The sequence below is a fragment of the Streptomyces sp. NPDC056347 genome (assembly GCF_042262625.1).
GTDB lineage: Bacteria > Actinomycetota > Actinomycetes > Streptomycetales > Streptomycetaceae > Streptomyces.
Genome location: NZ_JBHJQP010000016.1, coordinates 15,646 through 42,440, shown reverse-complemented (window position 1 = coordinate 42,440; position 26,795 = coordinate 15,646). Strand labels below are relative to the sequence as shown.

Genomic DNA, 26,795 nt, shown 5'->3' with positions numbered 1-26,795 from the left:
GGGGGTGTGAGCGGGTCAGGGCCCGGCGCCCTTGCCCAGCTCAAGGTCGGCCTGAGCCGGCGCGGGTGTCCCGCCGGGCAGGCCGGCGCCGGGCTGGGGGCCGGTGTTGTTGGCCGGGTCCGGGTCGCTGGTGTCGGACGAGACGGCCGCCTGGTTGGCGATGTCCGAACCGTTGCCGGTGTACGCCGGGTCGAGGCGGACCGTGAAGGTCCACGAGGCGGATTCGCCGGCGTGCAGGACGGCCTGGGGACCGCAGCTGACGGTCCTGCCGCTTCCCGTGCAGCCGCTGGACGAGGAGACGAACGACAGCGCTGCCGGGAGGGTGTCGGTCGCCCTGACGTTGACGGCCTGCGAGGGGCCGGCGTTGGCGGCGGTCACGGTGTACTGGAAGGTGGTCCCCGGACCGACGGCGGTGTTGCCCACCGGCGCCTTCCCGGCGGACAGGTCAGCCGCCGCCGCGGCGACGACGACGGCCGCCCGGCACGGACTCGGAGTGGCGGAGCCGCACAGGTCCGGTGTCGAACTGGCCGTGTTGGTCAGGGTAGTGCCGGCTGCGACCGGGTCGTTCACCTTCACCGTGTAGGTGAGCGTGACCGTACCGGCGACACCGCTGACGGCCGCCGGGACGCTGCCCGACCAGGTGACGCGCTGGTTCGCTGCGTCGAACTGCGGGGCTGCGACCGTGGCGGGCGGGGAGGCCACGGCGGTCAGCGCCGTCGGCGTACCCGTGTGGGCGACGACCTGGGAGACGTCGTCCAGCAGACTGAGTCCGGCGATCGGCGCGGTGCCGGGGTTCGACAGCACAAGACGGTAGTTGACCAACTCGCCGGGTGCCGCGGAAGCCCGGTCGGCGCTCTTGACGAGGGTCGCCCCGCCGGTCATCGAGACGCAGGCGCCGAACGGGGACGCCAGCACCAGGTTGCTCGGCGCCAGACCGCTCATCCGGTCCGCACTGTTGGTCAGCGCGGGTGCGGGGCACGGTGTCGCGGTGATCATCGCCGGTGACGACGTCACGTTCACCGACACGGTGCACGTCTTCGGCCCGGGGCCGATCGACCCCCCGCTGAAGGACACCGTGCCGCCGGATGCCGTGACCGTGCCGCCGCAGGTCGTCTCCGTCGCGGAGGTGGGGGCGACGACCAGCCCCGCGGGAAGCGTGTCGGTGAACGCGAGGCCGTTCTGGCCGGTCGCGCCCGCCGCAGTGGACACGGTATAGGTCAGCCTGGTGGTTCCGCCCACGGCCACGGTGGCCGGGCTGAACGACTTGGCCAGCTGCGCCTGGGTGGTGCTGACGAAGAAGACCGAACCCACCTGGAACGAGTTGGCCACGTCCCCCGGCGTCCACGTCCGTGCGGCGCAGTTCACCGAACCGTCCCGGCTCTTCGCCTCCGGCCAGGCCAGCAACTTGTAGTAGCCGGGACCGTCCGGCCCGAAGTCCTTTGCGGGCAGGGCGACCTGCTTGGAGACATCGGCGTGGTGCGAGGTCACCGAAACGCTCACCGGGCTGGGCGTCAGCAGCGTGGGGCTGCCGTCCTCGCGGACGAACTGGTACCAGAAGGTGCCGGTGACGCCGCAGTCGTTCTGCCCGGCCGTACTGACGGTCAACGGGTTGTCGGCGTCCAGGACGAACTTGTCACCGGGGACCTTGCCGTCCGATGTGACCGCGCCCCAGCCGTCCTGGCTGTTCCCGTCCGGACTGTTCCACACGTTGTCCCAGGGCAGACGCATCAGCGGCCTGCCGTTGCCGGGACAGGCGTTGAAGCTGCGCTGGTCCATCGGCATCGGGACGGTGATCACGGTGCCGGACACGGTGACCTCTGCCTTGAGATTCACCGGAGTGTCCGGGCACGTCGCGTTGTCGTACGCGCCATCGCCGCGCAGCGTGAGGGTGAGCCAGTCCTCACCGCCGCCCATCGGCTCGCGCCGCACGATCTGATACTCCTGGTCGATCCCCGGCCCGGTCTTCAGCGTGGCCGTGGTATCCACCGTCCCGTCGCCGTTCCAGTCGTAGCGGACCAGTGAGGGCGACGTGCCGGTCGGCACCGCGATCACGAAGTCGGCCCGCACCTCGCTGTCCAAGCTGTTCGGGCGCGGAAGCCCCAGCACCTTCACCAGACGGGGCGTCACCGCCCTGGTCGCCGGACCGTCCTGAGGGGCCGCCGCTTCCGCCGACACCATCCCGAAGAGCATGGACGCGACGACCCCTGCCACGACCACGGACCTCATCCGTCTGACTGCCCCGAATGCTGGCATCGTCCTCCGCTCCTGCCGCGATTTCCGCGGGATTCCCGCTGTCCCGGCCCAAGACGACGCATCCCTGCCGCGACCTTCCATAACTAAAACGACCTTTTACCCGATTTCCCCCTTTAAGTCGTGAATGCGCGACTGGAGGGAGCAAGGTGTGTTTCTTATTCAAAACATCGAATGATGAAAATCACGCTGTCTTTTCTGCGGTGGCGGCGGACTCCGCGACCTGCGGCGCGTCCCGGCCACACCACCGCTGCCCGGCTCGCAGCCACGGGGTATTCCCTGTCAAGAACTCGTAACGCAATCTTGCTGGCGTGTAGCCCCAGCTCGAGCGGGTGCTGGAGCAATCTCCGTACCCCGGGCCGGAGCCGGCCGGCCTCGTACCCGGCCCGACCAGGTCCTGGCAGACAAGGCCCACACGTCCCGGAAGAACCGCCGCTACCTGCGACGCCGCTGAATCCGGCACACCATCCCCGAACGTCTCGACCAGCCAAGGAATCGCAAGAACCGGGCATCCCGAGGCGGTCGGCCTACAGGGTTCGGCGGCGAGCGCTACAAGAAGCGCAGCACTGCCGAACGCACCATCAAGCGCCTCAAAGGCTTCCGTGCCGTCGCCGCCCGCTACGAGAAACGCGCCTCCATCTACCTCGGCACCGTCACACGCGCAGCCCTCGCCATCTGGCTGCGAACATGATCTGGGAAACAGTGCTTGGCGCGCGTCACGGAGGCGGATCGTCCGCCAGTCCTGCCTGCGATGCTCCGGGCATGGAGATGACGGTGCAGCCGACGGTCGACTGCTCCGATCCGCAGAGGACGGCGGCTTTCCGGGCCGAAGCCCTGGGCCGCGTGCCTGAGCCCCCGCCCCGAGGGCAATGAATTCGACGTCGCACGAGGGCCGTTGCGACGGTGCCGGTCGCCGCCGCTCGTCCACGGCCACGACCACGGCCACGGCCACGACCGGCACCGTCGCCTCCTGGCGGACGGTCAGCCCACTCTCCTGGCCAGCACCTGCCCCGGCCAGGTCCCGGACAGGAAGCGGTCGGTGGGGGTGAAGCCGGTGCGCTCGTAGTAGGCGACCAGTTCGCCGCCGCCTCCCGCCCAGCAGTCCACCCGGAGCAGGTCCACACCGGCCCGCCGGGTCTCCTCCACGGCACGGGCCAGCAGCGCCGCCCCGATGCCCAGGCCGGCGTACTCCCGGTGCGAGACCAGCAGCCGGACGTACCTCTCCGGTTCGTCGGCCGGCGGTATCGGCGTCTGCGGGCCGGGGCCGGAGCCCAGTACCAGGGCTCCGACGGGCTTTCCGTCCAGCTCCGCGACGAACGGCGACTCCTCGGTCGTGTACTGATCGATCCGTGCCACCGCACCTGGTATCCGGGAGTACGGCGTCGTGCCCCACTGCTCGGTGTTTCCACGGGCGTTCATCCAGGCCACCGCGGAGTCGAGCATGGCGAGGATGGCCGGTGCGTCGGCCGGGCCGCCCTGCCGGATGTGCAGGCCGTGCGTGTTGTCGTCCATGGCGGAAGAGTAGGCACATGCGCTCCCCCGGTCAGGGGCTTCCGGGCCGTCCGAACAACTCGCCGGGTCCGGCGGCCCCGGCCGAAGGCGGTGCGGAGTGGGGCGGCGCCGCACAGGGCATGTGGTATCCGCAGGACGGCATCAGCACCACGTGGGCCGACAACGGCAATCCCTGCCCGCCCGATCGAGAGGTCCCTCATGTCCCTGTACACCTTCGGCGGCGCCCCCACCGACGTCCTCACCACGCGGACCGGCGACGTCGTCCCCGACCATCCGCTGCTCGTCCGGATGGCCGGCACGGGTGAACCCGTCACCGTGCTCTACCGGATGGACGGGGTCACTCCGCTCGGCCAGCTGCGCAGCAACCCGGCCGGCCACTCCGCGCCGGGGGTGATCCCCGCGTTCATCTGCGCCGTACCCGCGATCGAGTACGAGTACGTGGACGCCGCCGGGACTCCGGTGCGCTGGCGCCAGGAGGGCCGGGAGCTGGCGGCGGGTGTGCCGGCGGGGGCCGCCGCGGCGTATCCGGCCGTTCCCGCGCAGCCGGACCCCTCCCCCGGGCCGGCCGACTTCGTCGCGGCGCGGCTGTTCGTCGTCGAGGGGGCGGTGGGCGACGGCGTGGCGGACGACCGGCCGGCGGTCCAGGCCGCGCTCGACGCCGCCCACGCCGCCGGGGGCGGCACCGTCGTCGTCCCCGCCGGGCGCACGTACGGCATCGGCACGTTCCTGGTCGTCTTCGACGACACCACGGTCTACGCCTACGGGGCGACGCTCCGCGCGATCGGCAACTCCGGCATCCTGCGCAACTTCCTGCCGGACGAGACGTTCGCGGGCTACGGCGGGCACTCCCGCATCAACGTCCTGGGCGGCACCTGGGACGGCAACGCCGCCGACGGCACGTCCGGCACCGTCACCGCACTGACCGACGTACTGAACTTCATCCACGCCCGGGACATCACGGTGCGGGACGCGACGGTGACCAACACCAGTGCGGCGCACGCGCTGGAGTTCAACTCGATCGACGGCGGCCGGGCGGTCAACTGCCGTTTCCTCGGGTTCAAGGACACGACGGCCGAGCAGAACCGGGGCACGTCCGAGGCGGTCCAGATCGACATCGCCAAGGCCGGGTCCAGCTCCATCGGCGACTTCGACGACACCACGGCGAACAACATCGTCGTGTCCGGCTGCTACTTCGGCCCCTCCGACCGGCTCGGCCCGTTCGGGCGCGCGGTCGGCTCCCACGCCGCCGCCGCGGACCGGTACTTCGACGGCATCCAGATCATCGGCAACCGGGTCGAGGGCGCGGGCACCGAGGGCGTGCACGGGTACTGCTGGCGGCGCTCGGTCATCGCGGACAACGTGATCACCGGCACGGGCGCGGCCGGCATCCGCCTCACGCACCCGAACCCGGCCACCGCCGGATTCCCGATCACCCCGCATTCGCTGGTCGTCACCGGCAACACCGTCGACGCCCCGGCCGCCGATTCGGGGATCACGGTCCTCGGATACGCGACCGCGCAGGTCTCCGGCGTCAAGATCGCGGACAACGTGGTGCGGGCCTCGGGCGGAACCGGCATCCGCGCCGACTCCTGCACGTCCCCGAGCATCACCGGCAACAGCATCGACACGACCGGCGGCTCCGGCATCCTCGTACAGGCCGGAAGCGGGGCCACGATCGCGAACAACACGGTCCGGGCCACCGGGTCGAACGGCATCAACGTCACGAACCACGCCGGGGCCACGGTCGGCGGAAACAGCATCGACACCACGACGACGAACCACGGCATCTTCGTGGGCACCCTGGGGGACGCGCTGATCACCGGCAACCAGATCACGGCCGCGGCCTCGGCCGGCATCCGGCTCTCGGACGGCGCGGTGCGCTGCACCGTCACCGGCAACAAGGTCCGCAGGGGCGGCGGGGCGACGGTGAACGGGGTCACGGCCGCGGCGACCGCGACCGGCGCCGTCATCGCGGGCAACGACCTGAGCGGGAACAGCTGGACGGACGCCACCGCCCTGGTCGTCAACGGCTCCGGCGCCGCGCTCGACTGGTCCGGGGGCACCGTCGGCCCCGGCCAGAACCGCGTCTGACCGGGGCTCCGCCCTCCTTCCCGCCCTGTCCGGGCCGCGCGGGTCCATCGGCACGGCCCGGACGGATCCCGGGACGGGCGGTCCCGGGGAGTAGCCTCCGAACATGACCCGGCATCCCGAGCCCGAGCACAGAACCGATCCCGATCCCGAGCCCGAGCCCGGCGCCGACCCCGGCTCCAACTCCGGCGCCGGTCCAGGGACTTCTTCCGTGCCGCGCGGCGAGATCACCCGTACGAACTGCCGCCGCTGCGGCCACGAGGTGTACGGCGTCGACGGCCGCTACGCCTGCCCGCTGTGCGGCTGGGTCAACCACTGGAGCGCGGGCCACACGACACTCCCCACCGCCGACGACGACAGGCCCGCTTAGCCCCGAAGCCCCCGTGGGCGAAACCCGGCCCTTCCTACCGACTCCGGCCGGTCGGCGCGGTCCTTCGCGAAGTCCCGCGGTGATCGCACGGGTTGAGCCCATGCCGAGCCCGTGGCAGGCTCGTGCCGCATGATCGACGAATTCGCGAAGGACTACCTGCACGAGGGGCTGCGGCGGGTCCGCGAGACGCTGCTCTGGAAACTCGACGACTTGTCCGAGTACGACGCCCGCCGGCCTTTGACGGCGACCGGGACCAGCCTCCTCGGCCTGGTCAAGCACGTGGCCACCGTCGAGGCCAGGTACTTCGGCGAGGTCTTCGACCGCCCTTCCCCGGAACCACTGTGCCGGTGGCAGGACTACGAAGGTGGCGACCAGTGGGCGGCCGAGGACGAGACCCGCGATCAGATCATCGCGTTCTACCGGCGCACCTGGGAGCACTCGGACGCGACGATCAGCGAGCTGCCGGTCGACGCCCCCGGCCATGTGCCGTGGTGGCCGGGATCCCGTCCCAACACGAACCTGTTCAGCGTCATGGCCCATGTCCTCGGCGAGTCCACCCGGCATGCCGGACACGCCGACATCCTGCGCGAGGGCCTCGACGGCCGGACCGGGTTGCGCGCCGACCTCGAGAAGCAGGCCGACGCGGAAGCCCGTGCGGCCCACTGGGCGAGGGTCGAGCAGGCCGCCAGGTCGGCCGCACCGGTCGAGGCCGGCTGACCCCGGCTTCCCGGGGGCGGCCGCGCGGGGACTCCATGAGGGATCACCCCGGCGAGCCGACGTCGGTCGAGTCGAACGAGATCCAGACGTCGGGAGGCAGCTCGGACCGCCCCGGGACCGGTCTGCGCTCCTCCGTCCACGCCTCGCCCGCGATCGCCGTGGCGGCTCGGCGCCAGAACCGCACCGCGCCGGCGTTGGCGTCCTGGAACGCGATCTCCCACGGGCCCGGGTGCCTGGCCACGACCTCCTGGACAGCACGCAGCCCGATCCCCGTCCGTCGTGCACCGCGCACCACGAAGAAGCTGTTCAGCACGCACGCCGGTCCGGTCAGACCGCGCACGAACGCGAACCCGGCGGGACGGTCACCGCTCATGAAGAGGTACGGCGCCCAGCCGGCCTCGGAGAAGGCCAGATGGAGCCGGTCGCTGCGGAAGGTTCCGTCGACCTGGGGCAGCAGAGCATCGAACTCCGACATGTCATGACGGAACATCAGCCACAACCGCTCCACTACGGGGAGGTCGGCGACGCCTGCGGGGCGAATCGATACGTCCGGCACGGGGCTCCTTCGCTGGGATTGGACGACCGGCGAGCCCCGTATCCCTGGATCAGCGGCACCGGGGCTCCGGGCACGAAAAAAGCCTCCCCGGTGGATGACACATCCAGGCCGGGAAGGCTCACTACTGGCGGGGACTCTAGCAGGTACGCGCACGAGCCTGCCCCCACGTCGACCGCCACCGACGCGGCCCCGCGCACAGCCACGCCCCCGCACAACCCGAGCCGGCCGTACGAGGACGCATGCCGCGCAGCCGTCGTCCTGCCCACATCTCCACGGGCAGGCCTCAGAGCGTTTCCTCGACCACGCTTCCAATGAAGGCTTTCCACCCACCGAAGGCGCAGATCAGGACCGGCCCCACCTGCTGCTTGCTGTCTCGGACGCCGACCGCCCCGCCGAGGCGGGCCACCTCGACGCAGTTGCCGTTTCCATTGCTGTGGCTCGACTTGAGCCACTCGACGTTCTCAACCTTTTTCATAGCTCCCTGCTACTTCGGAAATCAGGCGTAGCGACGCCTGCTCATCCAGCGATGCTTTACAGATGTCGTCGAAGGCCGCGTCGTACTGTTGCACCTCCCGTTCCTTGTCCAGGTACAGGCCGCCGGTGTACCCGTCCGCGTAGACAGTCGGCGGCTCTGTGGCAACGCCATCACCGGTCAGTGGGAACCGAAGGATCAGGAACGGACCCGTGACAACTCCCGAGTGCGCACCAGCCGCAAAGGGCACCACGCGAATCGAGATGTTCGGCAGTGTCGCGACATAGACCAGGTGAGCGAGCTGCCGTGCCATCACCTCGCGGCCCCCAACGGGACGGCGTAACACCGCTTCACTCAGGACCGCACGGAACACCAGCGGATCGGTTGCGCGGGTGAGAAGTGACTGACGCTCCATGCGAAGTCGGACGCGTCCATCCAGTTCCGCGTCACCAATCCCACGGATGTGCGTGCGAATGATCTCGCGTGCGTAACCTTCAGTCTGAAGCTGCCCAGGGACGAGATCGCTCTCGTACATCGACAACGATTCCGCAGCCTCTTCGAGCCCCACGTAGATGTCGAACCCTTCCGGGATCGAGTCGCCGTAGGCATGCCACCAACCACGCGCCTTGGTCTCCTTCGCCAGTCCCATCAGAGCCTGGGTGAGATCCGGCGGAGCACCGTACACCAGGCACATCGCCTGAACGTCGAGGCTCCGCAGCGCGGTCTGCCCCGTCTCGATGCGCCACATCTTCGCTTCTGACCACTCCAGCTTCTTCGCCGCCGCACGCACTGTCAGTCGCGCCCGATTGCGAAGTTCTCGAAGATTTCGCCCCAGTTGACGGCGCGGAACCGTCGATCCGGTCTGACCTTCGGCCATGTCCACCCCTCCCGCAGAACCCAGTATGAGGGACTTTCGTCCCTCGCGATGAAAGCAGTTCGGTGCTCGATTCGCAGTACAAGGCATCAGTTCGATGCTTTATGAGCGATACAACGCAATGAAGTCTTGCACGGCACTTGGAACACCGTGCAACCTGGGAGCCACTCTCCGTGAGCGATCAATTCGTCACGTAACTGCACTTGCTCACACACATCACCTTCCATGCACGGCACTTGCCCACGAGGAACACGCATGATCGAGCTTCCGCCAGCCCCTCCGCCCGCGCTCTGCCCGCCGCCCGAGGGGCCCCCACCCACGCTGCTGTTGGCAAGCGAGCCTCAATCCGTGTGTCATGCCCGGGACTTCGTCCGCGAGGTCATCGGCCGTCGCGCCCCAAACGCCTCGGGCCAGCACATCGACGTCGTCGTCCTGGTGACCAGCGAACTCGTCACCAACGCCTACCGGTACGGCACCGAGCCCGGTGACCTGATTCGGGTCGCCATCGACGCCGGCCGCGAACAAACCCGCGTCGAGGTGCACGACCCCGTGCGCCGGATGCCTCGGCACCGGTTCATGTCCGACGACCGCAACCACGAACGCACGCGCGGGCGCGGTCTGGTCATCCTTGACGCGCTGTGCCCGAGGCGGTGGGGCTTCGGGGTCCGACCCCTCGGCAAGTTCGTCTGGGCGGAGATCCCACGGTCCAGATGACCGTCCGGCCGGGAGCGGGGCGCCCCGGAGTGGGAGAGACCCCGGGGCGCCTCGCCGCCGTCGAGCGCACAGATCCGCCGCAATCGAACAGAAGCCAAGGAGTCACCCCTGTGTCAGACATCGAGTACGAGGCGAAGGCCCTCGGTATCGACCCCGTGGACATCGCCCGGCGGATCGTCGCCGCCGGTGGGGTCGAGGCGGCCCCGGCGCGCGTCATGCGGCGGTACGTGTACGACACCGTCCCGCCCGTTCCCGGGCGCTGGGTTCGCCTGCGGGACATGGGGAGCGTGGTCACCCTGTGCGTCAAGGAGATCAGCACCGACGCGGTCGACGGGACCCGCGAGACCGAGGTCACGGTCGACGACTTCGCCGGAACCGCCGAACTGCTCCGCCTCGCCGGGCTGACCCCGCGCGGCTACCAGGAGAACCGCCGCACCTCCTACACACTCGGCCCGGTCCGCCTGGAGATCGACGAGTGGCCGCGTATCCCGCCCTACCTGGAGATCGAGGCCGACGACGAGGCGCAGGTGTGGGAAGCGGCAGCCGCGCTCGGCCTCGATCGCGACGGTCTGACGTCGGTCAACACCACGAAGATCTACCGCCTGTACGGCATCGACCTCGAAGTCATCACCGACCTGCGATTCGAATAGGCCGACACCCATACCCCACGGCCGGGGCGCCCCGGCCGGACCGAGAGGGGTCACCATGCACGACTTGTCTCACCTGCCGGTCGAAGTACGGCCGGACCGGACCTTGCGCGTGAAAATCATCGATGCGTGTGGCCTCGCCTGTTCCTTCTGCCACAACGAAGGAACGCCCGTGGCGGCCGACAATGCTCACCGCCCGGACCGGTTCACCGGTGGCCCGGGCCGCTCAGGACGCGTCTCCATCTACCTGAACACCAACGGCGCCGACTTCCTGCCGACCAGAATCGACGCCGACGCCGACTTCGCCCTCGCGCTCGCCGCTGTGCGCGGTGCGCTGCCGACCTCAGAAGTCCACTTCACCGGCGGAGAACCCACCCTTCACCCCGACCTGCCCGCTCTCATTGCCATCGCCCGCCGCCTGGGGCTCACTGTGGGCATCACCTCGAACGGCGAAGCGGGAGCCTCGGTGCTGCCTGCCGCAGCGGCCGCCGGACTCGATCGCATCAACCTGTCCGTCTTCGGGACCACGCCGGATGAACTCGCCGCCGTGCAGGGGCCTCGCCTCGCGTCCCTGAAGCTCGCCGAACGCAAGCTGGCCGCTCTCGACGCCACCATCGATGCCGCCATCGCGCACGGGGTCCGGGTGTCCGCGAACATCGTGGTCCCCGGTCACGACCACGTGGACCGCGTGCTGCGCATCATCGAACGGCACAGCCGCAGCCTGGTTGTCCGCATGCTCGTGTCGTTGCAGGACGGCAGCGCTTCACTTGCGGCGATGCAGGCCGTCGTCGACCACGTCGGCGCGGTGCCCATCCGTCGCGTCGTCACGGCCGGGACGTCCGATCAACGCGTGCGCTATCGCCTTCCGGACGGACGAACTCTGTACGTCAAGAGCATCCGTCCCGTGCGTCTTCCCGAGACGTGCACCGGCTGCCGGTTCGACAATGGCCGAGACTGTCAGGAGGGCTACTACGGGGTCCGGATGTACCGGGCCGCGGGCGGCCCGTTCATGGTCGGCGTGTGTATTCAGCGCATGGATCTGTGCATGAGCCTGGGCGAGTTCGTCATGAGTCAACGGTGCCGTGAAGTGGCTGTGTTCCGTGACGACGAGGCCGCTCGTCTCACTGGAATGCGCGCCTCGATGCCTTGAGGCGAGCTGAGATCCGCCCGATCTCCCGGTCTGTCGTGGTCTGTTGGGCCCGGATTTGTCCCGCTTCCCGGAAACCGGCTGAACGAACTCACGGTCCACGGCCGGAGCGATAGGGTCGCCCGCATGCCCGAGCTCTCCTACCTCGCCGCCGTCCGGGAGTCGTACGACACCGTCGCCTCCGCCTACTTCGAACGTGTCAAGCCTCCGGCGGAGTTGGATCCGTTGTCGCGGGGGATGCTGGACGTCTTCGCGGAGACGGTGCGGACGGACGGGATCGGGCCGGTGGCCGACCTGGGGTGCGGGCCCGGCAAGGTCACGGCGTACCTCGCCGCGCGGCAGGTGTCCGCGTTCGGCATCGATCTGTCGCCCGCCATGATCGGGCTGGCCCGCGACGTCCACCCCGGGCTGGGCTTCGGCGTCGGTTCGATGACGTCGCTCCCGATCGGTGACGGCGTACTCGGGGGCGTCCTCGCGTACTACTCCACCCACCACACACCACCGGAGCTGCTGCCCGTGGTGTTCGGCGAGTTCCTCCGGGCGCTCGCGCCCGGAGGGTGTCTGATGCTGGCCGGGCACGTGGGGGTCGGCCAGCGTCTGCGTCCCACGGAGGCGTACGGCGGTCATCCGGTGTCCTACGAGTCCTACCTGCTGCCGCCCGACCGGCTCGCCGAACTCCTGAAGCGGGCCGGGTTCGTCCTCACCGCGCGCCTGGTGGAGGAGCCCCGCGAAGGGGCCGAGCGGACCTACGCCACCTTCCTCGCCCGCAGGCCGGAACGTCCCTGAGGCCAGGCGCCCGGGTGCTGGACGGCCAGGACCTCGTCCGGGCGGCCGCTCCGGAGCCCGGCCGGTTTCGCGGCGGTGCCGTGGGGGGAGCGGTCAAGGGCGCCGCTCCCGGGTACGGAGTTCGCGGCGGAGGATCTTGCCGGAGGCGGCACGGGGAACGGCGTCGATGAACTCGGTGCGGCGGATCTTCTTGTACGGGGCGACGCGTTCGGCGACGTACGCCATGACCTCGTCGGCGGTGAGGCCGGGGGCGGCGGGCCGGCGGACCACGTACGCCTTGGGGATCTCGTTGCCCTCGTCGTCGGACACGCCGATGACGGCGGCGTCGGCGATGGACGGGTGGGTCAGCAGCACGGCTTCGAGTTCGGCGGGGGCGACCTGGTAGCCCTTGTACTTGATCAGCTCCTTCACCCGGTCGACGACGAAGAGCCAGCCGCCCTCGTCCACGTACCCGACGTCCCCGGTGTGCAGCCAGCCGTCGGTGTCGATCATGGCGTCGGTGGCCTCGGGGCGGCCCAGGTAGCCCTTCATCACCTGGGGGCCCCGGATGAGGATCTCCCCTTCCGCGGAGGGGGCGTCGGACAGGGGGACGATGCGCATCTCGGTGCTGGGCAGCAGCTTGCCGACCGTGCCGGGTGGCGGGTTCTCGGCGGAGAGCGGGACGACGTGGGTGGCGGGCGAGAGTTCCGTCATCCCGTACGCCTGGCGGACCGGCGGCAGGCCGAGGCGCTCGGCGCAGGCGGCGGCGAGCGCGGCGTCCAGCGGGGCGGCGGCGCTGACGACGTACTCCAGCGAGGAGAGGTCGTAGCGGTCGACCGCGGGGTGCTTGGCGAGGGCGAGGACGATCGGCGGGGCCACGTACAGGCCGGTGATCCGGTGCTTCTCGATGGCGGCGAGGAACTGGTCGAGGTCGAAGCGGGGCAGGACGACGACGGTGGCGCCCATCCGCAGGGGGGCGTTCATCAGGGCGGTGAGCCCGTAGATGTGGAAGAACGGGAGTACCGCGAGGATGCGGGCGCCGGGACCCATGGGGATGGAGGGGCGCAGCTGTTCCAGGTTGGTGGCGATGGAGCGGTGGGTGAGCATGACGCCCTTGGGGGCGCCGGTGGTGCCGGAGGAGTACGGGAGGGCGGCGACGTCCTCGGCGGGGTCGAGGGCGAGGTCGGGTTCGGGGGCGGTGGTGGCGAGCAGGTCGAGTACGGAGGGGTGGCCCTCGGCCCGGTCGCAGACGTGGATCCGCTCGATGCCCCCGGCGCGGGCGGCTGCCTCCAGTGCGGTGGGCAGGAGCGGGGAGACGGTGACGATCCAGCGGGCGGCGGAGTCGCGGAGCTGCTTGGCGAACTCCGCCGCCGTGGCGAGCGGGTGGACGGTGGTGACGGTGGCGCCGGCCCGGGTCGCGCCGAGGAAGACCGCCGGGTAGGCGATGGTGTTGGGGCTGTGCAGGGCGAGTACGTCGCCCTTGCGGAGCCCGGCCTCGGCCAGCCCGGCGGCGATGCGGCGGTGGAAGGTGTCGAGTTGCCGGTAGGTGAGGGCGGAGGTGTCGTCCGTTCCGTCGATCAGGGCCACGGTGTCGCCGAAGTCGGTGGTGGCCCGGCCCAGGACCGCGTCGTGCAGGGGCTGGTCGAGCGGCGGTACGTCGGGGTGGTCGCTGCGGAACACGTGCGCCATGGCGGTCCGGGCCCTTCCGGGAAGTGGCGGGGGATTCGTGGCGGGGGTCTCAGTACGACTTGGGGAGGCCCAGGGACTGGTGGGAGACGTAGTTCAGGATCATTTCCCGGCTGACCGGGGCTATGCGGGCGACGCGGGCCGCGGTGATCAGCGAGGCGAGGCCGTACTCGCGGGTGAGGCCGTTGCCGCCGAGGGTGTGGACGGCCTGGTCGACGGCCCTGACGCAGGCCTCGCCGGCCGCGTACTTCGCCATGTTCGCGGCCTCGCCCGCGCCGATGTCGTCGCCGTCGTCGTAGAGCCGGGCGGCCTTCTGCATCATCAGCCGGGCCAGTTCCAGCTCGATGTGGGCCTGGGCGAGGGGGTGGGCGATGGCCTGGTGGGAGCCGATGGGCTCCTTCCAGACCTGGCGGGTCTTCGCGTAGTCGACGGCCCGGTCCAGGGCGTAGCGGCCCATGCCGATGCCGAAGGCGGCGGTCATGATGCGTTCGGGGTTGAGTCCGGCGAAGAGTTGGAGGAGTCCGGCGTCCTCCTCGCCGACCAGCGCGTCGGCGGGCAGGCGTACGTCGTCCAGGACCAGCTCGAACTGCTTCTCCGGGGCCTGGAGTTCCATGTCGATCTGCGAGCGGCCGAAGCCGGGGGCCTCGCGCGGGACGATGAAGAGGCAGGGCTTGAGCCGGCCGGTGCGGGCGTCCTCGGTGCGGCCGACGACGAGGGTGGCGTCGGCGATGTCCACGCCGGAGACGAAGACCTTGCGGCCGGTGAGCAGCCAGTCGGCGTCCGGGCCGGAGCCGTCCCTGCGGGCGGTGGTGGTGATGCGGTGGGAGTTGGATCCGGCGTCGGGTTCGGTGATGCCGAAGGCCATGGTGAGGCTGCCGTCGGCGAGGCCGGGGAGCCACTGCCGCTTCTGGGCCCCGGTGCCGAAGCGGGCGATGACGGTGCCGCAGATCGCCGGGGAGACCACCATCATCAGCAGCGGGCTGCCCGCGGCCCCCAGCTCTTCCAGGACGATGGAGAGTTCGGCCATTCCGCCGCCTCCGCCGCCGTACTCCTCGGGCAGGTTCACCCCGAGGTAGCCGAGCTTGGCGGCCTCGGCCCAGAGTTCGCGGGGGTGGGCGCCGTCGCGGACGACGGAGGTCATGTAGTCGCGTCCGTAGCGCTTGCCGAGGGCGGCGACGGCGGCGCGCAGGGCCTGCTGCTCCTCGGTTTCGAGGACGGTGCTCGACGTGCTGGGAGTGCTCGTGCTGCTGGCGGTGCTCATGCGTTCTCCTCAGTCTGTGCGGGCGCGGGGGCCGCGGATTCGGTGTCCGAGGGTTCGGTGACGACGGCGAGCAGGGTGCCCACCTCGACCTGGTGGCCGGGGGTGGCGTGGAGTGCGGTGAGGGTGCCGGAGGCGGGGGCGAGGACGCGGTGTTCCATCTTCATCGCCTCCAGCCATATGAGTGGTTGCCCGGCCTCGACCCGGGCGCCGGGGGCGAGGCCGTCGGCGAGGCGGACGACGGTGCCGGGCATGGGGGCGAGCAGGGAGCCGGGTTCGGTGCGGTCGGTGGGGTCGGTGAAGCGGGGCAGGGGGGTGAGGGTGTACGAGCCGGTGGCGGTGTCCACGTACGCGGTGCCCCGGTGGACGGCGATGGCGTGGTGGTGGGTGAGGCCGTCGCCGGTTTCGAGGGTGACGTGGTGGGGGGTGGCGGCGATGACGCGTTCGCCGGTGTCGGGGACGGGGCCGGTGCGGGTGGTGCGGTAGGCGGCCTCGTACTCGGTGCCGTCGGGCTCGGAGCGGTAGCGCTTGGTGCGGGGCGGCGCGGGGAGGTTGCGCCAGGCGCCGAGGCGTACGGGGCCGGGCCCGGACCCCTGCCGCCGGGCGGCGGCGTCGGCGAGGGCGGCGGCCAGGGCGGCGCGGCGGGGCCCGTCCTCCGGTGCCTTGGCGGTGAGGGCGGTGAGGTGGCGGTCGTAGAAGCCGGTGTCGAGGCGGGCGGCGCGGAAGTCGGGGTGGCGCAGGGACCGTACGAGCAGGTCGCGGTTGGTGACGGGGCCGTGGACGCGGGCGCGTTCCAGGGTGCGGGCGAGCAGACGTACGGCTTCGGCGCGGGTGGCGGCGTGGGCGACGACCTTGGCGATCATCGGGTCGTAGTGCACGCCGATGGTGTCGCCGTCCGCGTACCCGGTGTCGAGCCGGACGCCGGGGCCGCCGGGTACGTCCAGGGTGTGCAGGGTGCCGGTCTGGGGCTGCCAGTCGCGGGCGGGGTCCTCGGCGTAGAGGCGGGCCTCCACGGCGTGGCCGTGCGGCGCCGGGGGTGTGGCGGCCGGAAGGGGTTCGCCCTCGGCGACGCGGAGTTGCAGGGCGACGAGGTCGATCCCGAAGACGGCTTCGGTGACGGGGTGTTCGACCTGGAGGCGGGTGTTCATCTCCAGGAAGTACGGGCGTCCGTCGGCGGCGAGGAGGAATTCGACGGTGCCCGCGCCCCGGTAGCCGACCGCGTGGGCGGCGGCGGTGGCGGCGTCGTGCAGCCGGGTGCGCAGGGCGTCGTCGAGTCCGGGGGCGGGGGCTTCCTCGACGACCTTCTGGTGGCGGCGCTGGAGGGAGCAGTCGCGGGTGCCGAGCGCCCAGACCCCGCCGTGCGCGTCGGCCATGATCTGGACCTCGACGTGCCGGCCGCGTTCCACGTACGGCTCGGCGAAGACCTCGCCGTCGCCGAACGCGGCGGTGGCCTCGGCCCGTGCCGCCGTCAATTCACCGTCCAGGCACGCGAGTTCGCGGACGATGCGCATGCCCCGGCCGCCGCCGCCCGCCGCCGCCTTGAGGAGCAGCGGCAGGTCGTCGGCGGTGGCCCGGCCGGGTTCGACGGGGGCGAGCAGCGGCACCCCGGCGGCGGCCATGAGGTCCTTGGCGCGGGTCTTGGACGCCATGAGTTCGATGGCCTTGGGGGGCGGGCCCACCCAGAGGAGCCCGGCGTCCTGGACGGCGCGGGCGAAGGAGGCGTTCTCGGAGAGGAAGCCGTAGCCGGGGTGGACGGCGTCGGCCCCGGCGGCGAGCGCGGCGCGTACGACGAGTCCGCCGCGGAGATAGGTGTCGGCGGGGGCGGCGCCGGGCAGCCGTACGGCGGTGTCGGCCTCCCGTACGTGGAGGGCGTCGGCGTCCGCGTCGGAGTACACGGCGACGGTGGCGATGCCGAGTTCCCGGCAGGTCCGGAAGATCCGGCAGGCGATCTCGCCCCGGTTGGCGACGAGCAGCGTGGAGATCATCAGGGCCTCACATCCGGAAGATGCCGAAGCCGCCGCGGGCGCCTTCGACCGGGGCGGTGTGGATCGCGGACAGGCACATCCCGAGGACGGTCCTGGTGTCGCGGGGGTCGATGACCCCGTCGTCGTACAGCCGCCCGGAGAGGAACATCGGCAGGGACTCGGACTCGATCTGCTGCTCGACCATGGCGCGCAGTGCGGCGTCGCCCTCGTCGTCGTAGGGCTGTCCCTTGGCGGCGGCGGAGGCGCGGGCGACGATGGAGAGCACCCCGGCGAGCTGCTGCGGGCCCATGACGGCGGACTTGCTGCCGGGCCAGGCGAAGAGGAAGCGCGGGTCGTAGGCCCGGCCGCACATGCCGTAGTGCCCGGCCCCGTACGAGGCGCCCATCAGCACGGAGAGGTGGGGGACCTTCGAGTTGGACACCGCGTTGATCATCATGGCGCCGTGCTTGATGATGCCGCCCTGTTCGTACTCCTTGCCGACCATGTAGCCGGTGGTGTTGTGGAGGAAGAGGAGCGGGATGTCGCGCTGGTTGGCGAGCTGGATGAACTGGGCGGCCTTCTGCGACTCCTCGCTGAACAGCACCCCTTGCGCGTTGGCGAGGATGCCGACCGGGTAGCCGTGGAGCTTCGCCCAGCCGGTGACCAGGCTGGTCCCGTAGAGCGGTTTGAACGCGTCGAAGTCGGAGCCGTCGACGAGGCGGGCGATGACCTCGCGGGGGTCGAAGGGCACCTTGAGGTCGCCGGGGACGATGCCGATCAGCTCGTCCTCGTCGTGTTTCGGGGGTGCGGCGGGGCCGGGGTCGGGGTGGGCCTTGCGCCAGTTGAGGCGGGCGACGATGCGGCGGGCCTGGCGCAGCGCGTCCTGCTCGTCGACGGCGTAGTGGTCGGCGAGGCCGGAGGTGCGGGCGTGCATCTCGGCGCCGCCGAGCGATTCGTCGTCGCTCTCCTCGCCGGTGGCCATCTTGACCAGGGGCGGTCCGCCGAGGAAGACCTTGGACCGTTCCTTGATCATGACGGTGTGGTCGGACATGCCGGGGACGTACGCGCCGCCCGCGGTGGAGTTGCCGAAGACGACGGCGACGGTGGGGATGCCGGCGGCGGAGAGCCGGGTGAGGTCGCGGAAGAGGGCCCCGCCGGGGATGAAGATCTCCTTCTGGGACGGCAGATCGGCGCCGCCGGACTCGACGAGGCTGACGCAGGGCAGCCGGTTGGCGAAGGCGATCTCGTTGGCGCGCAGGGCCTTCTTCAGGGTCCAGGGGTTGGAGGCCCCGCCGCGTACGGTCGGGTCGTTGGCGGTGATCAGGCACTCCACGCCCTCGATCACCCCGATCCCGGTGACGAGCGAGGCGCCGGTCGCGTAGTCGCTGCCCCAGGCGGCGAGCGGGGACAGTTCGAGGAACGGGGTGTCCTCGTCGATCAGCAGCTCGATGCGTTCGCGGGCCAGGAGTTTGCCGCGGGCGCGGTGCCGGGCCACGTACTTCTCGCCGCCGCCCGCCTGCGCCTTGGCGTGTTCGGCGGCCAGTTCGTCGAGTTTCGCGAGCATCGCCGTGCGGTTGGCGGCGTATTCGGGGCCCGTGGTGTCGAGCGCGGTGGGCAGGGCGGTCATGCGTGCGCCTCCGGTACGTGGGTGGCCGGGTGTGTTTCCCGCGCCCGCGCGGCCTCCAGCAGCGACACGGGGACGGGCAGGTGCCGGGAGCGCAGCCACTCCCCCACCGCCTTGGCCTGCGGGTCGAAGCGGTGCTGGGCGGCGACGCCCTCGCCGAGCAGCCCGTGCACGGTGAAGTTCAGCGCGCGGAGGTTGGGCAGGACATGGCGTACGACGGTGAGCGGGGCGGTCTCCGGGAGCAGCTCCCGGAAGCGGTCGACGGTCAGTTCGTGGGCCAGCCACCGCCAGGCGTCCTCGTCGGCGGCCCAGACGCCCACGTTGGCGTCCCCGCCCTTGTCGCCGCTGCGGGCCCCCGCGATCCGGCCGAGCGGGGCGGGGCGGGTGGGGCCGGGGTCGGTGAGGGGGGCGGGCAGCCCGGGTTCGTCGGCGGCCCGGAGCGGCCGGGTGGTGGCCGGGGGCGGCACGGCCGTGCGGCGCCCGTCGGGCAGGACGGCCAGGTGGGTCACCTCGCCCGCCGGTACGTACCGGGCCTCGAACACCCCGTACGGCGTGCCCTTCCCGGGCGGGGCGGTGACGTGGAAGCCGGGGTAGCTGCCGAGGGCCAGCTCGATCGCGGCGCCGGAGACGACCCGGCCGACGGTCTCCTGGTCGGGGTCGCGGACGACGAGCCGGAGCAGGGCGCTGGCGGTCTCCTCGGTGGCGGCGTCGGCCCGGTCGGTGCGGGCCAGCTCCCAGCGCACTTCCCGGGGCCGGGTGCCGGAGTGGTCGAGGGCGTCGGCGAACTGCTCCCGTACCAGCCGTGCCTTGTCCTCGATGTCGAGGCCGGTGAGGACGAAGACGACCTCGTTGCGCCAGCCGCCGATCCGGTTCAGCCCGACCTTGAGGGTGGGCGGCGGGGCTTCGCCGCGCACCCCGGAGATCCTGACCCGGTCGGGCCCTTCCTGCCTGAGCCGTACGGTGTCGAGCCGGGCGGTGACGTCCGGACCGGCGTAGCGGGCGCCGCCGGTCTCGTACAGCAGTTGCGCGGTGACGGTGCCGATGTCGACGACGCCGCCGGTGCCGTCGTGCTTGGTGATGACGGACGAGCCGTCGGCGTGGATCTCGGCGACGGGGAAGCCGGGGCGGCGCAGGTCGTGGCCCCGGAAGAAGGCGTAGTTCCCGCCGGTGGCCTGGGTGCCGCACTCCAGTACGTGTCCGGCGACGACGGCTCCGGCGAGCGCGTCCAGGTCGTCGGGGCCCCAGCCGAAGCGGGCGGCGGCGGGCCCGGTGACGAGCGCCGCGTCGGTGACCCGCCCGGTGACGACGATGTCGGCGCCCGCGTCGAGGCAGGCGGCGATCCCGGCGCCGCCGAGGTAGGCGTTGGCGGTGAGGAAGCCCTCCGGTACGGGGAGGCCGTCGCCCTCGACGTGGGCGACGCGCACCGGGACGCCGACCTTCGCCGCGAGCTCCCGCACCGCGTCGGCCAGTCCGGCCGGGTTGAGCCCGCCCGCGTTGGCGACGATCTTCACCCCGCGCTCGTGGGCGAGCCCGAGCCCCTCCTCCAGCTGGCGCAGGAAGGTGGTGGCGTAGCCCCGGTCCGGGTTCTTGAGCCTGCTGCGGCCGAGGATGAGCATGGTGAGCTCGGCCAGGTAGTCCCCGGTGAGGACGTCGAGCGGGCCGCCGGTGAGCATCTCGCGCAGGGCGTCGAAGCGGTCGCCGTAGAACCCTGAGGCGTTGCCGATCCGCAGGACGCCGGGGGTGCGCGGTATGCCGGTCATGCGCCGTCCCCCCGGTGTGCCCTGCCCTCCTGGTGCTCCCGGCGTTCCCGGCCCTGCCCGGGTGGCCCCGCGAAGGCCTGGGCGATGCCGAGCCACTGGTCGGCGTCGGCCCCGACCGCCCGGACGGCGAGGTCGTCGCGGTGGGCGCGCTGCGTGACGAGCAGGCAGAAGTCGAGCAGCGGCCCGGTCACGCGCTGCGCCGCGTCCTCGGGGCCGAAGGCGACGGTGGTGCCGTCGGGGGCGTCCAGCTCGACCCGGAACTCCTCGCCGGGCGCTGTCAGACCCCGTACGAGATAGGCGTAGTCGCGGGCCCGCACCCCGATCCGGGCGACGTGGCGGAGCCGGACGGTGGGGGCGCGGACGGCCCCGAGGGCGTCGGCGACGTCCTGGCCGTGCGCCCAGGTCTCCATGAGCCGGGCGGTCGCCATGGACGCGACGCTCATCGGCGGCCCGTACCAGGGGATGCGGGTGCCCGCCGGGGCGTCCCGCAACACCGCCGCCAGCCGCTTCCGCCCCTCGCGCCAGCGGGCGAGCAGGGTCTGCGGGGTGTGGGCGGCGGCGATCTCCTCGGCGCCCCGGTCGACGAAGGAGTCGGGCGCCCGCTCGGCCTCGGCCACCGCCGCGGCGAAGGCGTCCGGATCGGTGGCGGCCAGCAGCGCGACCTCGTCGGTCCAGGTGAGGTGGGCGATCTGCCGGGCGATGTCCCAGCCGGGGGCGGGTGTCGGCGCGGACCACCGGTCGGGTCTCAGCCCGCTGACCAGCTCGTCGAGTTCCTCGCTCTCGTCGCGCAGATCGCCGATCACGGCTGCGACTTGGGACACGGTGCGCTCCCCTCGGGGCCTGGCGGTGTGCCCAGGAGCATGACAGCGCACCAATAAACAAGCAAGCACGCTTGCATGATTTATGACCGCGGATTCCCGGCCGGGCAGGCACGGCCGGGGGCGCTACGTCAGAACACCAGGGCGAGCACGGTCGCCGTGACCAGGGCGAAGGCACTGCCCGTCCCGACGATCAGGGCCCTGGCGTGGCGGACGGCGAAGGACGGGGCCCGGGTGGTCGCGCCTTCCGGGTCCGCGGCGCTGTAGTGGACGGTCACGCGGTCGCCCTCGGCCGGGGAGACGCGGGCGTTCCGTTCCTCGAAGCTGACGGTGCGCCCGTCGTCGGTGCGGAACTCCAGGGTGGGGTGGTGGTGCGTGACGAAGCCGCCCTCGGCGTCCTGGGCCTCCTCGGTGCGCACGGCGGTGCAGCGGGCCTCGGCGGTGCGGTTCTCGGCCCAGAGCGCCCGGAGCCGGGGCCCGTCGAGGTTGCGGTCGGCGCCCCTCGCGAACGCCACGGACGCGCCGACGGCGAGAACGAAATAGACGGCGGCGACGACAATCATGGGACTCCCCGGCCGGATCACGCGTGATGGGCCGCCATGGTCCCGTGCGCGGGCCCGGCCCGACAAGGGCCCGCCGCAAGTCCGTCCCGGGGGCCGTCAGGCGCGCTCGCGGGCTTTCATCCGTCGCGTCTGGCCGCGCACCGCGCCCATGCTCGCCCCGATGACGAGGGCGATGGCCAGCGCGTCGGTGGCCGACAGGGCCTGGTCGAGGACGAGGAATCCGGCCGTGGCCGCGATCGCCGGTTCCAGGCTCATCAGGATCGCGAAGGTGGGTGCGGGCAGACGGCGCAGTGCCATGAGCTCAAGGGTGTACGGAAGCACCGAACTCAGCAGCGCCACCAGCGCGCCCAGCCCCAGCGTGGACGGAACCAGCAGTTTCGACCCCGCCTCCATGACGCCCAGGGGCAGCGAGACGAGCGCGGCGACAACCAGGGCCAGGGCCAGCCCGTCCGCCTGGGGGAAGCGACGGCCGGTGCGGGCACTGAAGACGATGTACGTCGCCCACATGGCTCCCGCACCGAGCGCGCAGGCGGCGCCGACCGGGTCGAGGCCGTCGAGGCCGCCGCCGCTCAGCAGCGCGACACCGCCCAGCGCGAGGCCCGCCCACACCACGTTGGCCGGACGGCGCGAGGCCACCACCGAGAGGACGAGCGGCCCCAGCACCTCCAGGGTGACGGCCGCGCCCAGCGGGATGCGGTCGACGGCCTGGTAGAAGAGCGTGTTCATGCCGCCCATGGCCAGCCCGAAGGCGAGGACCGTGCCCCAGTCCGCACGCGCGTACCCGCGCACCTTCGGCCGGCAGACGATCAGCATCACCACCGCGGCCACGGCCAGCCGCAGGGTGACGACGCCGAGTGCGCCGGCCCTCGGCATCAGCAGCACCGCGACGGCGGAACCGAACTGGACGGAGAGCCCGCCCGCGACCACCAGCGCGACCGGGCCGAGCGCCGCACGCCGCCCACCGGAGCCCGGGGCACCATCCGGCACGGCAGCCGCCTCGGGTGCGGCGACGGATATGGCACCTGCCGCACTGCGCTGGTCGTTCACCTGCGGTGTCCCTCCCACATTCGAAGTCCATTCCATTGGACTGTCCGATCGAAGGTACTGCACTTTCCGGTACCCCGAATCGCACCGCTGTTCGTTCGGTACGTCCTCTTACGGTAGGTACCTCCGCGTGCCAAGTGAAATGTCGGACGACTTCCGGTTATGCTCCGCGCGCATGAGCATCGGACGTTCCGGGGAGAGCACCGGCCGCGGCATCGAGGTACGGCATCTGCGCGCCTTCCTCGCGGTGGCGGACGAGGGCAGCGTCACCCGCGCCGCCGCCCGCCTCCGCCTCACCCAGCCCGCGGTCTCGCGGACCCTCGCCGCCCTGGAGCGCCGCCTCGGCACCCGGCTCGTCGACCGGTCCACCCACCACCTCGCCCTCACCCCCGAGGGCGTCGTCTTCCGCGACAAGGCCGCCGCGGCGGTCGCCGCCTTCGACGAGGCGCTGGACGCCGACGGGCTGCGCCGCTGGCCGCTGCGGCTCGGTCACGCCTGGTCGGCGTTCGGCCCGTACACCACACCGCTGCTGCGCCGCTGGCAGGAGCGGTATCCGCGAACCCCGCTGGAACTGCTGCGGATCGACGACCGCACCGCCGGGCTCACCCGTGGCGAGGTCGACGCGGCACTGCTGCGGGGGCCGGTCGAGGCGCCCGGTCTCGTGACCGAGGTGCTGTTCGACGAGAGCCGGGTGGCGGCGGTCGCCTCGGACGGCCCGCTCGCCGCGCGCCCCGCGCTCCGGCTCGCCGACCTGGCGGGCGAGACCGTCGTCCTCAACACCGTCTCCGGCACCACCACCGTCGAGCTGTGGCCTCCGGGCGGGCGGCCCGCCGCGACGCTCACGGTCGCCAACACCGACGACTGGCTCACCGCCATCGCGGCCGGACGCGGGGTCGGGGTCTCCGCCGCCTCCACCGCGTCCATACATCCGCACCAGGGCGTCACCTACCGCCCCCTCGTCGACGCCCCACCCGTCCCCGTACTCCTCGCCCACCGCGACGCCCCCGGCCATCCGGCCCTGCCGGCCCTGCTCGCCCTGGCCCACGAGGTCGTGGCCCACGGCGCCGCCGGCTGAGGAGCGGGCCCGGAACCCGGGCCCCGGGACTCAAGGCCCGGGGCGTCGGGGGCTCTCCGGAGGCAGCGCCTCCGCGAGGAGTTCGGCCAGGTGGCGGGCGCGTACGTGGCCGAGCTGGGCGAGCTGGGTGCGACAGGAGAAGCCGTCCGCGAGGAGGGCGGTGCCCGGCTTCGCCGCTCGTACCGAGGGGAGCAGGGTCTCCTCCGCACAGGCCACCGACACGTCCCAGTGGCCGCGTTCGAAGCCGAAGTTCCCGGCCAGGCCGCAGCAGCCGCCGCTCAGCTCGCCGGTCAGGCCCGCCCGTTCGCGCAGGCGGCGTTCGGCGGCATCGCCCAGGACGGCGTGCTGGTGGCAGTGGGTCTGTCCGGCGACCGGGCGGTCCAGGCGGGGTGGCTGCCAGTCGGGGGCGTACTCCTCCAGGTACTGGGCCAGGGTCCTTACCGAGGCGGCGAGTTCGGCCGCGCGGGGGTCATCGGGGAGGAGTTCGGGCAGGTCGGTGCGGAGGGTGGCGGCGCAGCTCGGTTCGAGGACGACGAGCGGGTCGCCCGGGGTGGCGCCCATCCGGTCCAGGGTGCGGCGCATGACCGCGCGGGCCCGGTCGAGCCGCCCCGTGGAGACGTAGGTGAGGCCGCAGCACAGTCCCCGGCCGCCGGGGAGCAGCACGGTGCGGCCCGCCGCCTCCAGGACCCGGACCGCGGCCCGGCCGACCTCGGGCGAGAGGTGGTCGGTGAAGGTGTCGGGCCAGAGGGTGACCACCTGGTCGTTGGAGAGGATCTCCGGTTCCCTGCCCCGGCGCCGTGCGAGCCAGTGGGTGAAGGTGCGGTGCGGGAGGACGGGGACGGTGCGCTCGGGGGCGATCCCGGCCAGCCGTTTGGCCAGGGCGGCGAGGGGGCGGAGGCGGGCCAGGGTGTTGAGGACCGGGGCGAGGGGGACGGCCGGGCGCAGCCACCGGGGGAGCCCGCCCATCGCGTAGTGGGCGGCGGGGCGGAGCCGTCCCCGGTAGTGGTGGTGGAGGAACTCCGCCTTGTACGTGGCCATGTCGACGCCGACCGGGCAGTCCGAGCGGCAGCCCTTGCAGGAGAGGCAGAGATCGAGCGCGTCGCGCACCTCCGTGGACCGCCAGCCGTCGGTGATCACTTCTCCGGCGAGCATTTCGTGGAGCAGCCGGGCCCGGCCCCGGGTGGAGTGGGCCTCCTCGCCGGTTGCGCGGAACGACGGGCACATCACGCCCGGGCCCGGTGCCCGCACCGGCGTACGGCAGGCGGCGACGCCCACGCAGCGGCGTACGGCGGCGGAGAAGTCGCCGCCGTCGTGCGGATAGCCGAAGGCGACGTCCACCGGGCGCCTGGGCAGCACGTCGAAGCGGAGGTGTTCGTCGAGGCGGGCGGGGCGGGCGAGGACGCCGGGGTTCAGGCCGCCGTCCGGATCCCAGATGTCCTTGAAGCGGGTGAAGAGGGCGACCAGCTCGTCCCCGTACATGCGGGGCAGCAGTTCGGCGCGGGCCAGGCCGTCGCCGTGTTCGCCGCTGAGCGATCCGCCGTGCGCGACGACCAGATCCGCCGCCTCCTCGGAGAAACGGCGGTAGCGGGCGACGCCCTCGGGGTCCAGCAGGTCGAAGTCGATCCGTACGTGGACGCAGCCCTCGCCGAAGTGCCCGTACGGGGTGCCGCGCAGGCCGTGGTCGGTGAGCAGGGCCCGGAAGTCGCGGAGGTAGGGGCCGAGGCGCGCGGGGGGTACGGCGCAGTCCTCCCAGCCGGGCCAGGCCTCGGTGCCGTCGGGCATCCGGGTCGCGGTGCCCGCCGCGCGCTCGCGGATGCGCCACAGGGCCCGCTGGGCGGCGGGGTCGGTGACGACGGCGGCGTCCAGGGCGTCGGCGGCTCGCAGGACGCGTTCGGCGTGGGCCCGCGCCTCGGCGGGGGTGGCGCCGCCGGTCTCGACGAAGAGCCAGGCCGCACCGCGCGGCAGCCCGGCCGGTTCGCGTACGAGGTCGGCGGCCATGCCCTCGACGGTGAGCGGGTGGTGCGGCAGCAGGCCGGGGGCGGCCTCGGCGGCGGCGGACTCGTCCGGGTAGCCGAGCACGGCCAGCGCGCGGGCGGCCGGGGCCTCGACCAGCCGTACGGTCGCCTCCGTCACCACGCCGAGGGTGCCCTCGCTGCCGCAGAACGCGCGGGCGAGATCGGTGCCGCGCTCGGGCAGCAGGGCGTCGAGGGCATACCCGGAGATGCGGCGCGGGAGTTCCGGGTAGCCGGTGCGCAGCAGGGCGAGGTTCTCGCGGACGAGAGCGGAGAGACCGCCCCGGCCGCCCGGGCCGTCGAGGGGGGCGGGGACCGTGCCGCGGCCCACGCGCAGGGTGTCGCCGCCGTAGCGGGCCACCGTCAGCTCGCGCACCTGGTCGGCGGTGGTGCCCCAGGCGACCGAGTGGGCGCCGCAGGAGTTGTTGCCGATCATGCCGCCCAGCGTGCAGCGGCTGTGGGTCGACGGGTCGGGGCCGAAGGTGAGGCCGTGCGGGGCGGCGGCGGAGCGCAGCGCGTCGAGGACCAGACCGGGCTGGACGACGGCGGTGCGGGTGGCGGGGTCGAGGTCGACCAGCCGGTCCAGGTGGCGGGTGAGATCGAACACCACGCCGAACCCGGTGGCCTGGCCCGCGATGGAGGTGCCGCCGCCGCGCGGCACCACCGGCACACCGTGCGCGCGGCAGACGGCGAGGGCGGCGGCGACGTCGTCGGCGTCACGCGGACGGACGACGCCGAGCGGCACCCGGCGGTGGTTGGATGCGTCCATGGTCGTCAACGCCCGTGCGGTGGAGTCGAATTCGACCTCGCCACGGAGGGCGGCGCGCAGCGCCTGCGCGAGTTCGGCGGGTCCCGTCGGGTTCTGTGCCGCTGCCATGG

General features: G+C 72.3%; 22 protein-coding genes. 8 read left to right on the top strand and 14 right to left on the bottom strand.

What is annotated here, in order from left to right:
* Positions 1-15: 15 nt before the first annotated feature.
* A complete protein-coding gene (locus tag ACFCV8_RS06490; RefSeq protein ID WP_376684129.1) occupies positions 16-2,211 on the bottom strand; it encodes a hypothetical protein in 2,196 nt (731 codons plus the stop codon).
* Between the two features lie 1,020 nt (positions 2,212-3,231).
* Entirely contained in the window at positions 3,232-3,762 is a 531-nt protein-coding gene (locus tag ACFCV8_RS06485; protein WP_376684128.1) for a GNAT family N-acetyltransferase, read from the bottom strand.
* Between the two features lie 198 nt (positions 3,763-3,960).
* On the opposite strand from ACFCV8_RS06485, the gene ACFCV8_RS06480 reads away from it, so the two are divergent.
* The 3 genes from ACFCV8_RS06480 (at position 3,961) to ACFCV8_RS06470 (ending at position 6,937) form a co-directional block, all read left to right on the top strand.
* Positions 3,961-5,853: a right-handed parallel beta-helix repeat-containing protein gene (locus tag ACFCV8_RS06480; RefSeq protein WP_376684127.1), complete on the top strand. Its 1,893-nt coding sequence runs from the start codon at positions 3,961-3,963 to the stop codon at positions 5,851-5,853.
* Between the two features lie 103 nt (positions 5,854-5,956).
* Positions 5,957-6,220, top strand: a complete 264-nt coding sequence (locus tag ACFCV8_RS06475; RefSeq protein ID WP_376684126.1) for a hypothetical protein — start codon at positions 5,957-5,959, stop codon at positions 6,218-6,220.
* Between the two features lie 129 nt (positions 6,221-6,349).
* On the top strand, positions 6,350-6,937 hold the full coding sequence (locus ACFCV8_RS06470) for a DinB family protein (RefSeq protein ID WP_376684125.1): 588 nt from the start codon (positions 6,350-6,352) through the stop codon (positions 6,935-6,937).
* A gap of 43 nt (positions 6,938-6,980) precedes the next feature.
* Here the strand turns inward: ACFCV8_RS06470 and ACFCV8_RS06465 are convergent, their stop codons facing one another.
* From ACFCV8_RS06465 to ACFCV8_RS06455, 3 genes are all read right to left on the bottom strand, one after another.
* Positions 6,981-7,493, bottom strand: a complete 513-nt coding sequence (locus tag ACFCV8_RS06465) for a GNAT family N-acetyltransferase (RefSeq protein WP_376684124.1) — start codon at positions 7,491-7,493, stop codon at positions 6,981-6,983.
* Between the two features lie 283 nt (positions 7,494-7,776).
* The gene (locus ACFCV8_RS06460) at positions 7,777-7,968 is read right to left on the bottom strand and encodes a DUF397 domain-containing protein (protein ID WP_376684123.1); all 192 of its coding nucleotides are present in this window, start codon (positions 7,966-7,968) and stop codon (positions 7,777-7,779) included.
* Positions 7,955-8,842 carry a helix-turn-helix domain-containing protein gene (locus tag ACFCV8_RS06455; protein WP_376684122.1) on the bottom strand — a complete coding sequence of 296 codons (888 nt, stop codon included), beginning with the start codon at positions 8,840-8,842 and terminating at the stop codon, positions 7,955-7,957. The genes ACFCV8_RS06460 and ACFCV8_RS06455 overlap by 14 nt, the downstream gene beginning before the upstream one ends.
* A gap of 252 nt (positions 8,843-9,094) precedes the next feature.
* On the opposite strand from ACFCV8_RS06455, the gene ACFCV8_RS06450 reads away from it, so the two are divergent.
* From ACFCV8_RS06450 to ACFCV8_RS06435, 4 genes are all read left to right on the top strand, one after another.
* On the top strand, positions 9,095-9,553 hold the full coding sequence (locus ACFCV8_RS06450) for an ATP-binding protein (RefSeq protein ID WP_376684121.1): 459 nt from the start codon (positions 9,095-9,097) through the stop codon (positions 9,551-9,553).
* 110 nt (positions 9,554-9,663) lie between these two features.
* Complete coding sequence (locus ACFCV8_RS06445; protein ID WP_376684120.1) at positions 9,664-10,203, top strand: CYTH domain-containing protein; 540 nt, start codon at positions 9,664-9,666, stop codon at positions 10,201-10,203.
* A gap of 55 nt (positions 10,204-10,258) precedes the next feature.
* Positions 10,259-11,350, top strand: a complete 1,092-nt coding sequence (locus tag ACFCV8_RS06440) for a radical SAM protein (RefSeq protein WP_376684119.1) — start codon at positions 10,259-10,261, stop codon at positions 11,348-11,350.
* 123 nt (positions 11,351-11,473) lie between these two features.
* Positions 11,474-12,133 carry a class I SAM-dependent methyltransferase gene (locus tag ACFCV8_RS06435; RefSeq protein ID WP_376684118.1) on the top strand — a complete coding sequence of 220 codons (660 nt, stop codon included), beginning with the start codon at positions 11,474-11,476 and terminating at the stop codon, positions 12,131-12,133.
* Positions 12,134-12,226: 93 nt separating this feature from the next.
* Here the strand turns inward: ACFCV8_RS06435 and ACFCV8_RS06430 are convergent, their stop codons facing one another.
* The 8 genes from ACFCV8_RS06430 to ACFCV8_RS06395 all read right to left on the bottom strand — a co-directional run bounded on the left by ACFCV8_RS06430 (position 12,227) and on the right by ACFCV8_RS06395 (position 22,832).
* Positions 12,227-13,801, bottom strand: a complete 1,575-nt coding sequence (locus ACFCV8_RS06430; RefSeq protein WP_376684117.1) for a 4-coumarate--CoA ligase family protein — start codon at positions 13,799-13,801, stop codon at positions 12,227-12,229.
* Between the two features lie 49 nt (positions 13,802-13,850).
* Positions 13,851-15,059, bottom strand: coding sequence for an acyl-CoA dehydrogenase family protein (locus ACFCV8_RS06425; RefSeq protein ID WP_376684116.1), 1,209 nt, complete (start codon positions 15,057-15,059; stop codon positions 13,851-13,853).
* Positions 15,056-17,041 (bottom strand): biotin carboxylase N-terminal domain-containing protein, encoded by a 1,986-nt coding sequence (locus ACFCV8_RS06420; protein ID WP_376684115.1) that lies wholly within the window; start codon positions 17,039-17,041, stop codon positions 15,056-15,058. The genes ACFCV8_RS06425 and ACFCV8_RS06420 overlap by 4 nt, the downstream gene beginning before the upstream one ends.
* 7 nt (positions 17,042-17,048) lie before the next feature.
* Positions 17,049-18,647, bottom strand: coding sequence for an acyl-CoA carboxylase subunit beta (locus ACFCV8_RS06415; RefSeq protein ID WP_376684114.1), 1,599 nt, complete (start codon positions 18,645-18,647; stop codon positions 17,049-17,051).
* Positions 18,644-20,404 (bottom strand): acyclic terpene utilization AtuA family protein, encoded by a 1,761-nt coding sequence (locus ACFCV8_RS06410; RefSeq protein ID WP_376684113.1) that lies wholly within the window; start codon positions 20,402-20,404, stop codon positions 18,644-18,646. The genes ACFCV8_RS06415 and ACFCV8_RS06410 overlap by 4 nt, the downstream gene beginning before the upstream one ends.
* Entirely contained in the window at positions 20,401-21,225 is an 825-nt protein-coding gene (locus ACFCV8_RS06405) for a TIGR03084 family metal-binding protein (protein ID WP_376684112.1), read from the bottom strand. Before ACFCV8_RS06405 ends, ACFCV8_RS06410 begins: the two co-directional genes overlap by 4 nt.
* Before the next feature lie 128 nt (positions 21,226-21,353).
* Entirely contained in the window at positions 21,354-21,785 is a 432-nt protein-coding gene (locus ACFCV8_RS06400) for a DUF3592 domain-containing protein (RefSeq protein WP_376684111.1), read from the bottom strand.
* Positions 21,786-21,881: 96 nt separating this feature from the next.
* On the bottom strand, positions 21,882-22,832 hold the full coding sequence (locus ACFCV8_RS06395; protein ID WP_376684110.1) for a DMT family transporter: 951 nt from the start codon (positions 22,830-22,832) through the stop codon (positions 21,882-21,884).
* A gap of 172 nt (positions 22,833-23,004) precedes the next feature.
* On the opposite strand from ACFCV8_RS06395, the gene ACFCV8_RS06390 reads away from it, so the two are divergent.
* Positions 23,005-23,904 (top strand): LysR family transcriptional regulator, encoded by a 900-nt coding sequence (locus ACFCV8_RS06390; protein ID WP_376684109.1) that lies wholly within the window; start codon positions 23,005-23,007, stop codon positions 23,902-23,904.
* Positions 23,905-23,934: 30 nt separating this feature from the next.
* Here the strand turns inward: ACFCV8_RS06390 and ACFCV8_RS06385 are convergent, their stop codons facing one another.
* Positions 23,935-26,793: an FAD-binding and (Fe-S)-binding domain-containing protein gene (locus ACFCV8_RS06385; protein WP_376684108.1), complete on the bottom strand. Its 2,859-nt coding sequence runs from the start codon at positions 26,791-26,793 to the stop codon at positions 23,935-23,937.
* Between the last annotated feature and the right edge of the window lie 2 nt (positions 26,794-26,795).

Excerpts from the sequence above, each read along its gene's own strand:
- ACFCV8_RS06485 (WP_376684128.1), bottom strand. The coding sequence starts at position 3,762 with ATGGACGACAACACGCACGGCCTGCACATCCGGCAGGGCGGCCCGGCC.
- ACFCV8_RS06480 (WP_376684127.1), top strand. The coding sequence starts at position 3,961 with ATGTCCCTGTACACCTTCGGCGGCGCCCCCACCGACGTCCTCACCACG.
- ACFCV8_RS06475 (WP_376684126.1), top strand. The coding sequence starts at position 5,957 with ATGACCCGGCATCCCGAGCCCGAGCACAGAACCGATCCCGATCCCGAG.
- ACFCV8_RS06470 (WP_376684125.1), top strand. The coding sequence starts at position 6,350 with ATGATCGACGAATTCGCGAAGGACTACCTGCACGAGGGGCTGCGGCGG.
- ACFCV8_RS06460 (WP_376684123.1), bottom strand. The coding sequence starts at position 7,968 with ATGAAAAAGGTTGAGAACGTCGAGTGGCTCAAGTCGAGCCACAGCAAT.
- ACFCV8_RS06455 (WP_376684122.1), bottom strand. The coding sequence starts at position 8,842 with ATGGCCGAAGGTCAGACCGGATCGACGGTTCCGCGCCGTCAACTGGGG.
- ACFCV8_RS06450 (WP_376684121.1), top strand. The coding sequence starts at position 9,095 with ATGATCGAGCTTCCGCCAGCCCCTCCGCCCGCGCTCTGCCCGCCGCCC.
- ACFCV8_RS06440 (WP_376684119.1), top strand. The coding sequence starts at position 10,259 with ATGCACGACTTGTCTCACCTGCCGGTCGAAGTACGGCCGGACCGGACC.
- ACFCV8_RS06435 (WP_376684118.1), top strand. The coding sequence starts at position 11,474 with ATGCCCGAGCTCTCCTACCTCGCCGCCGTCCGGGAGTCGTACGACACC.
- ACFCV8_RS06430 (WP_376684117.1), bottom strand. The coding sequence starts at position 13,801 with ATGGCGCACGTGTTCCGCAGCGACCACCCCGACGTACCGCCGCTCGAC.
- ACFCV8_RS06425 (WP_376684116.1), bottom strand. The coding sequence starts at position 15,059 with ATGAGCACCGCCAGCAGCACGAGCACTCCCAGCACGTCGAGCACCGTC.
- ACFCV8_RS06420 (WP_376684115.1), bottom strand. The coding sequence starts at position 17,041 with ATGATCTCCACGCTGCTCGTCGCCAACCGGGGCGAGATCGCCTGCCGG.
- ACFCV8_RS06415 (WP_376684114.1), bottom strand. The coding sequence starts at position 18,647 with ATGACCGCCCTGCCCACCGCGCTCGACACCACGGGCCCCGAATACGCC.
- ACFCV8_RS06410 (WP_376684113.1), bottom strand. The coding sequence starts at position 20,404 with ATGACCGGCATACCGCGCACCCCCGGCGTCCTGCGGATCGGCAACGCC.
- ACFCV8_RS06400 (WP_376684111.1), bottom strand. The coding sequence starts at position 21,785 with ATGATTGTCGTCGCCGCCGTCTATTTCGTTCTCGCCGTCGGCGCGTCC.
- ACFCV8_RS06390 (WP_376684109.1), top strand. The coding sequence starts at position 23,005 with ATGAGCATCGGACGTTCCGGGGAGAGCACCGGCCGCGGCATCGAGGTA.
- ACFCV8_RS06385 (WP_376684108.1), bottom strand. The coding sequence starts at position 26,793 with ATGGCAGCGGCACAGAACCCGACGGGACCCGCCGAACTCGCGCAGGCG.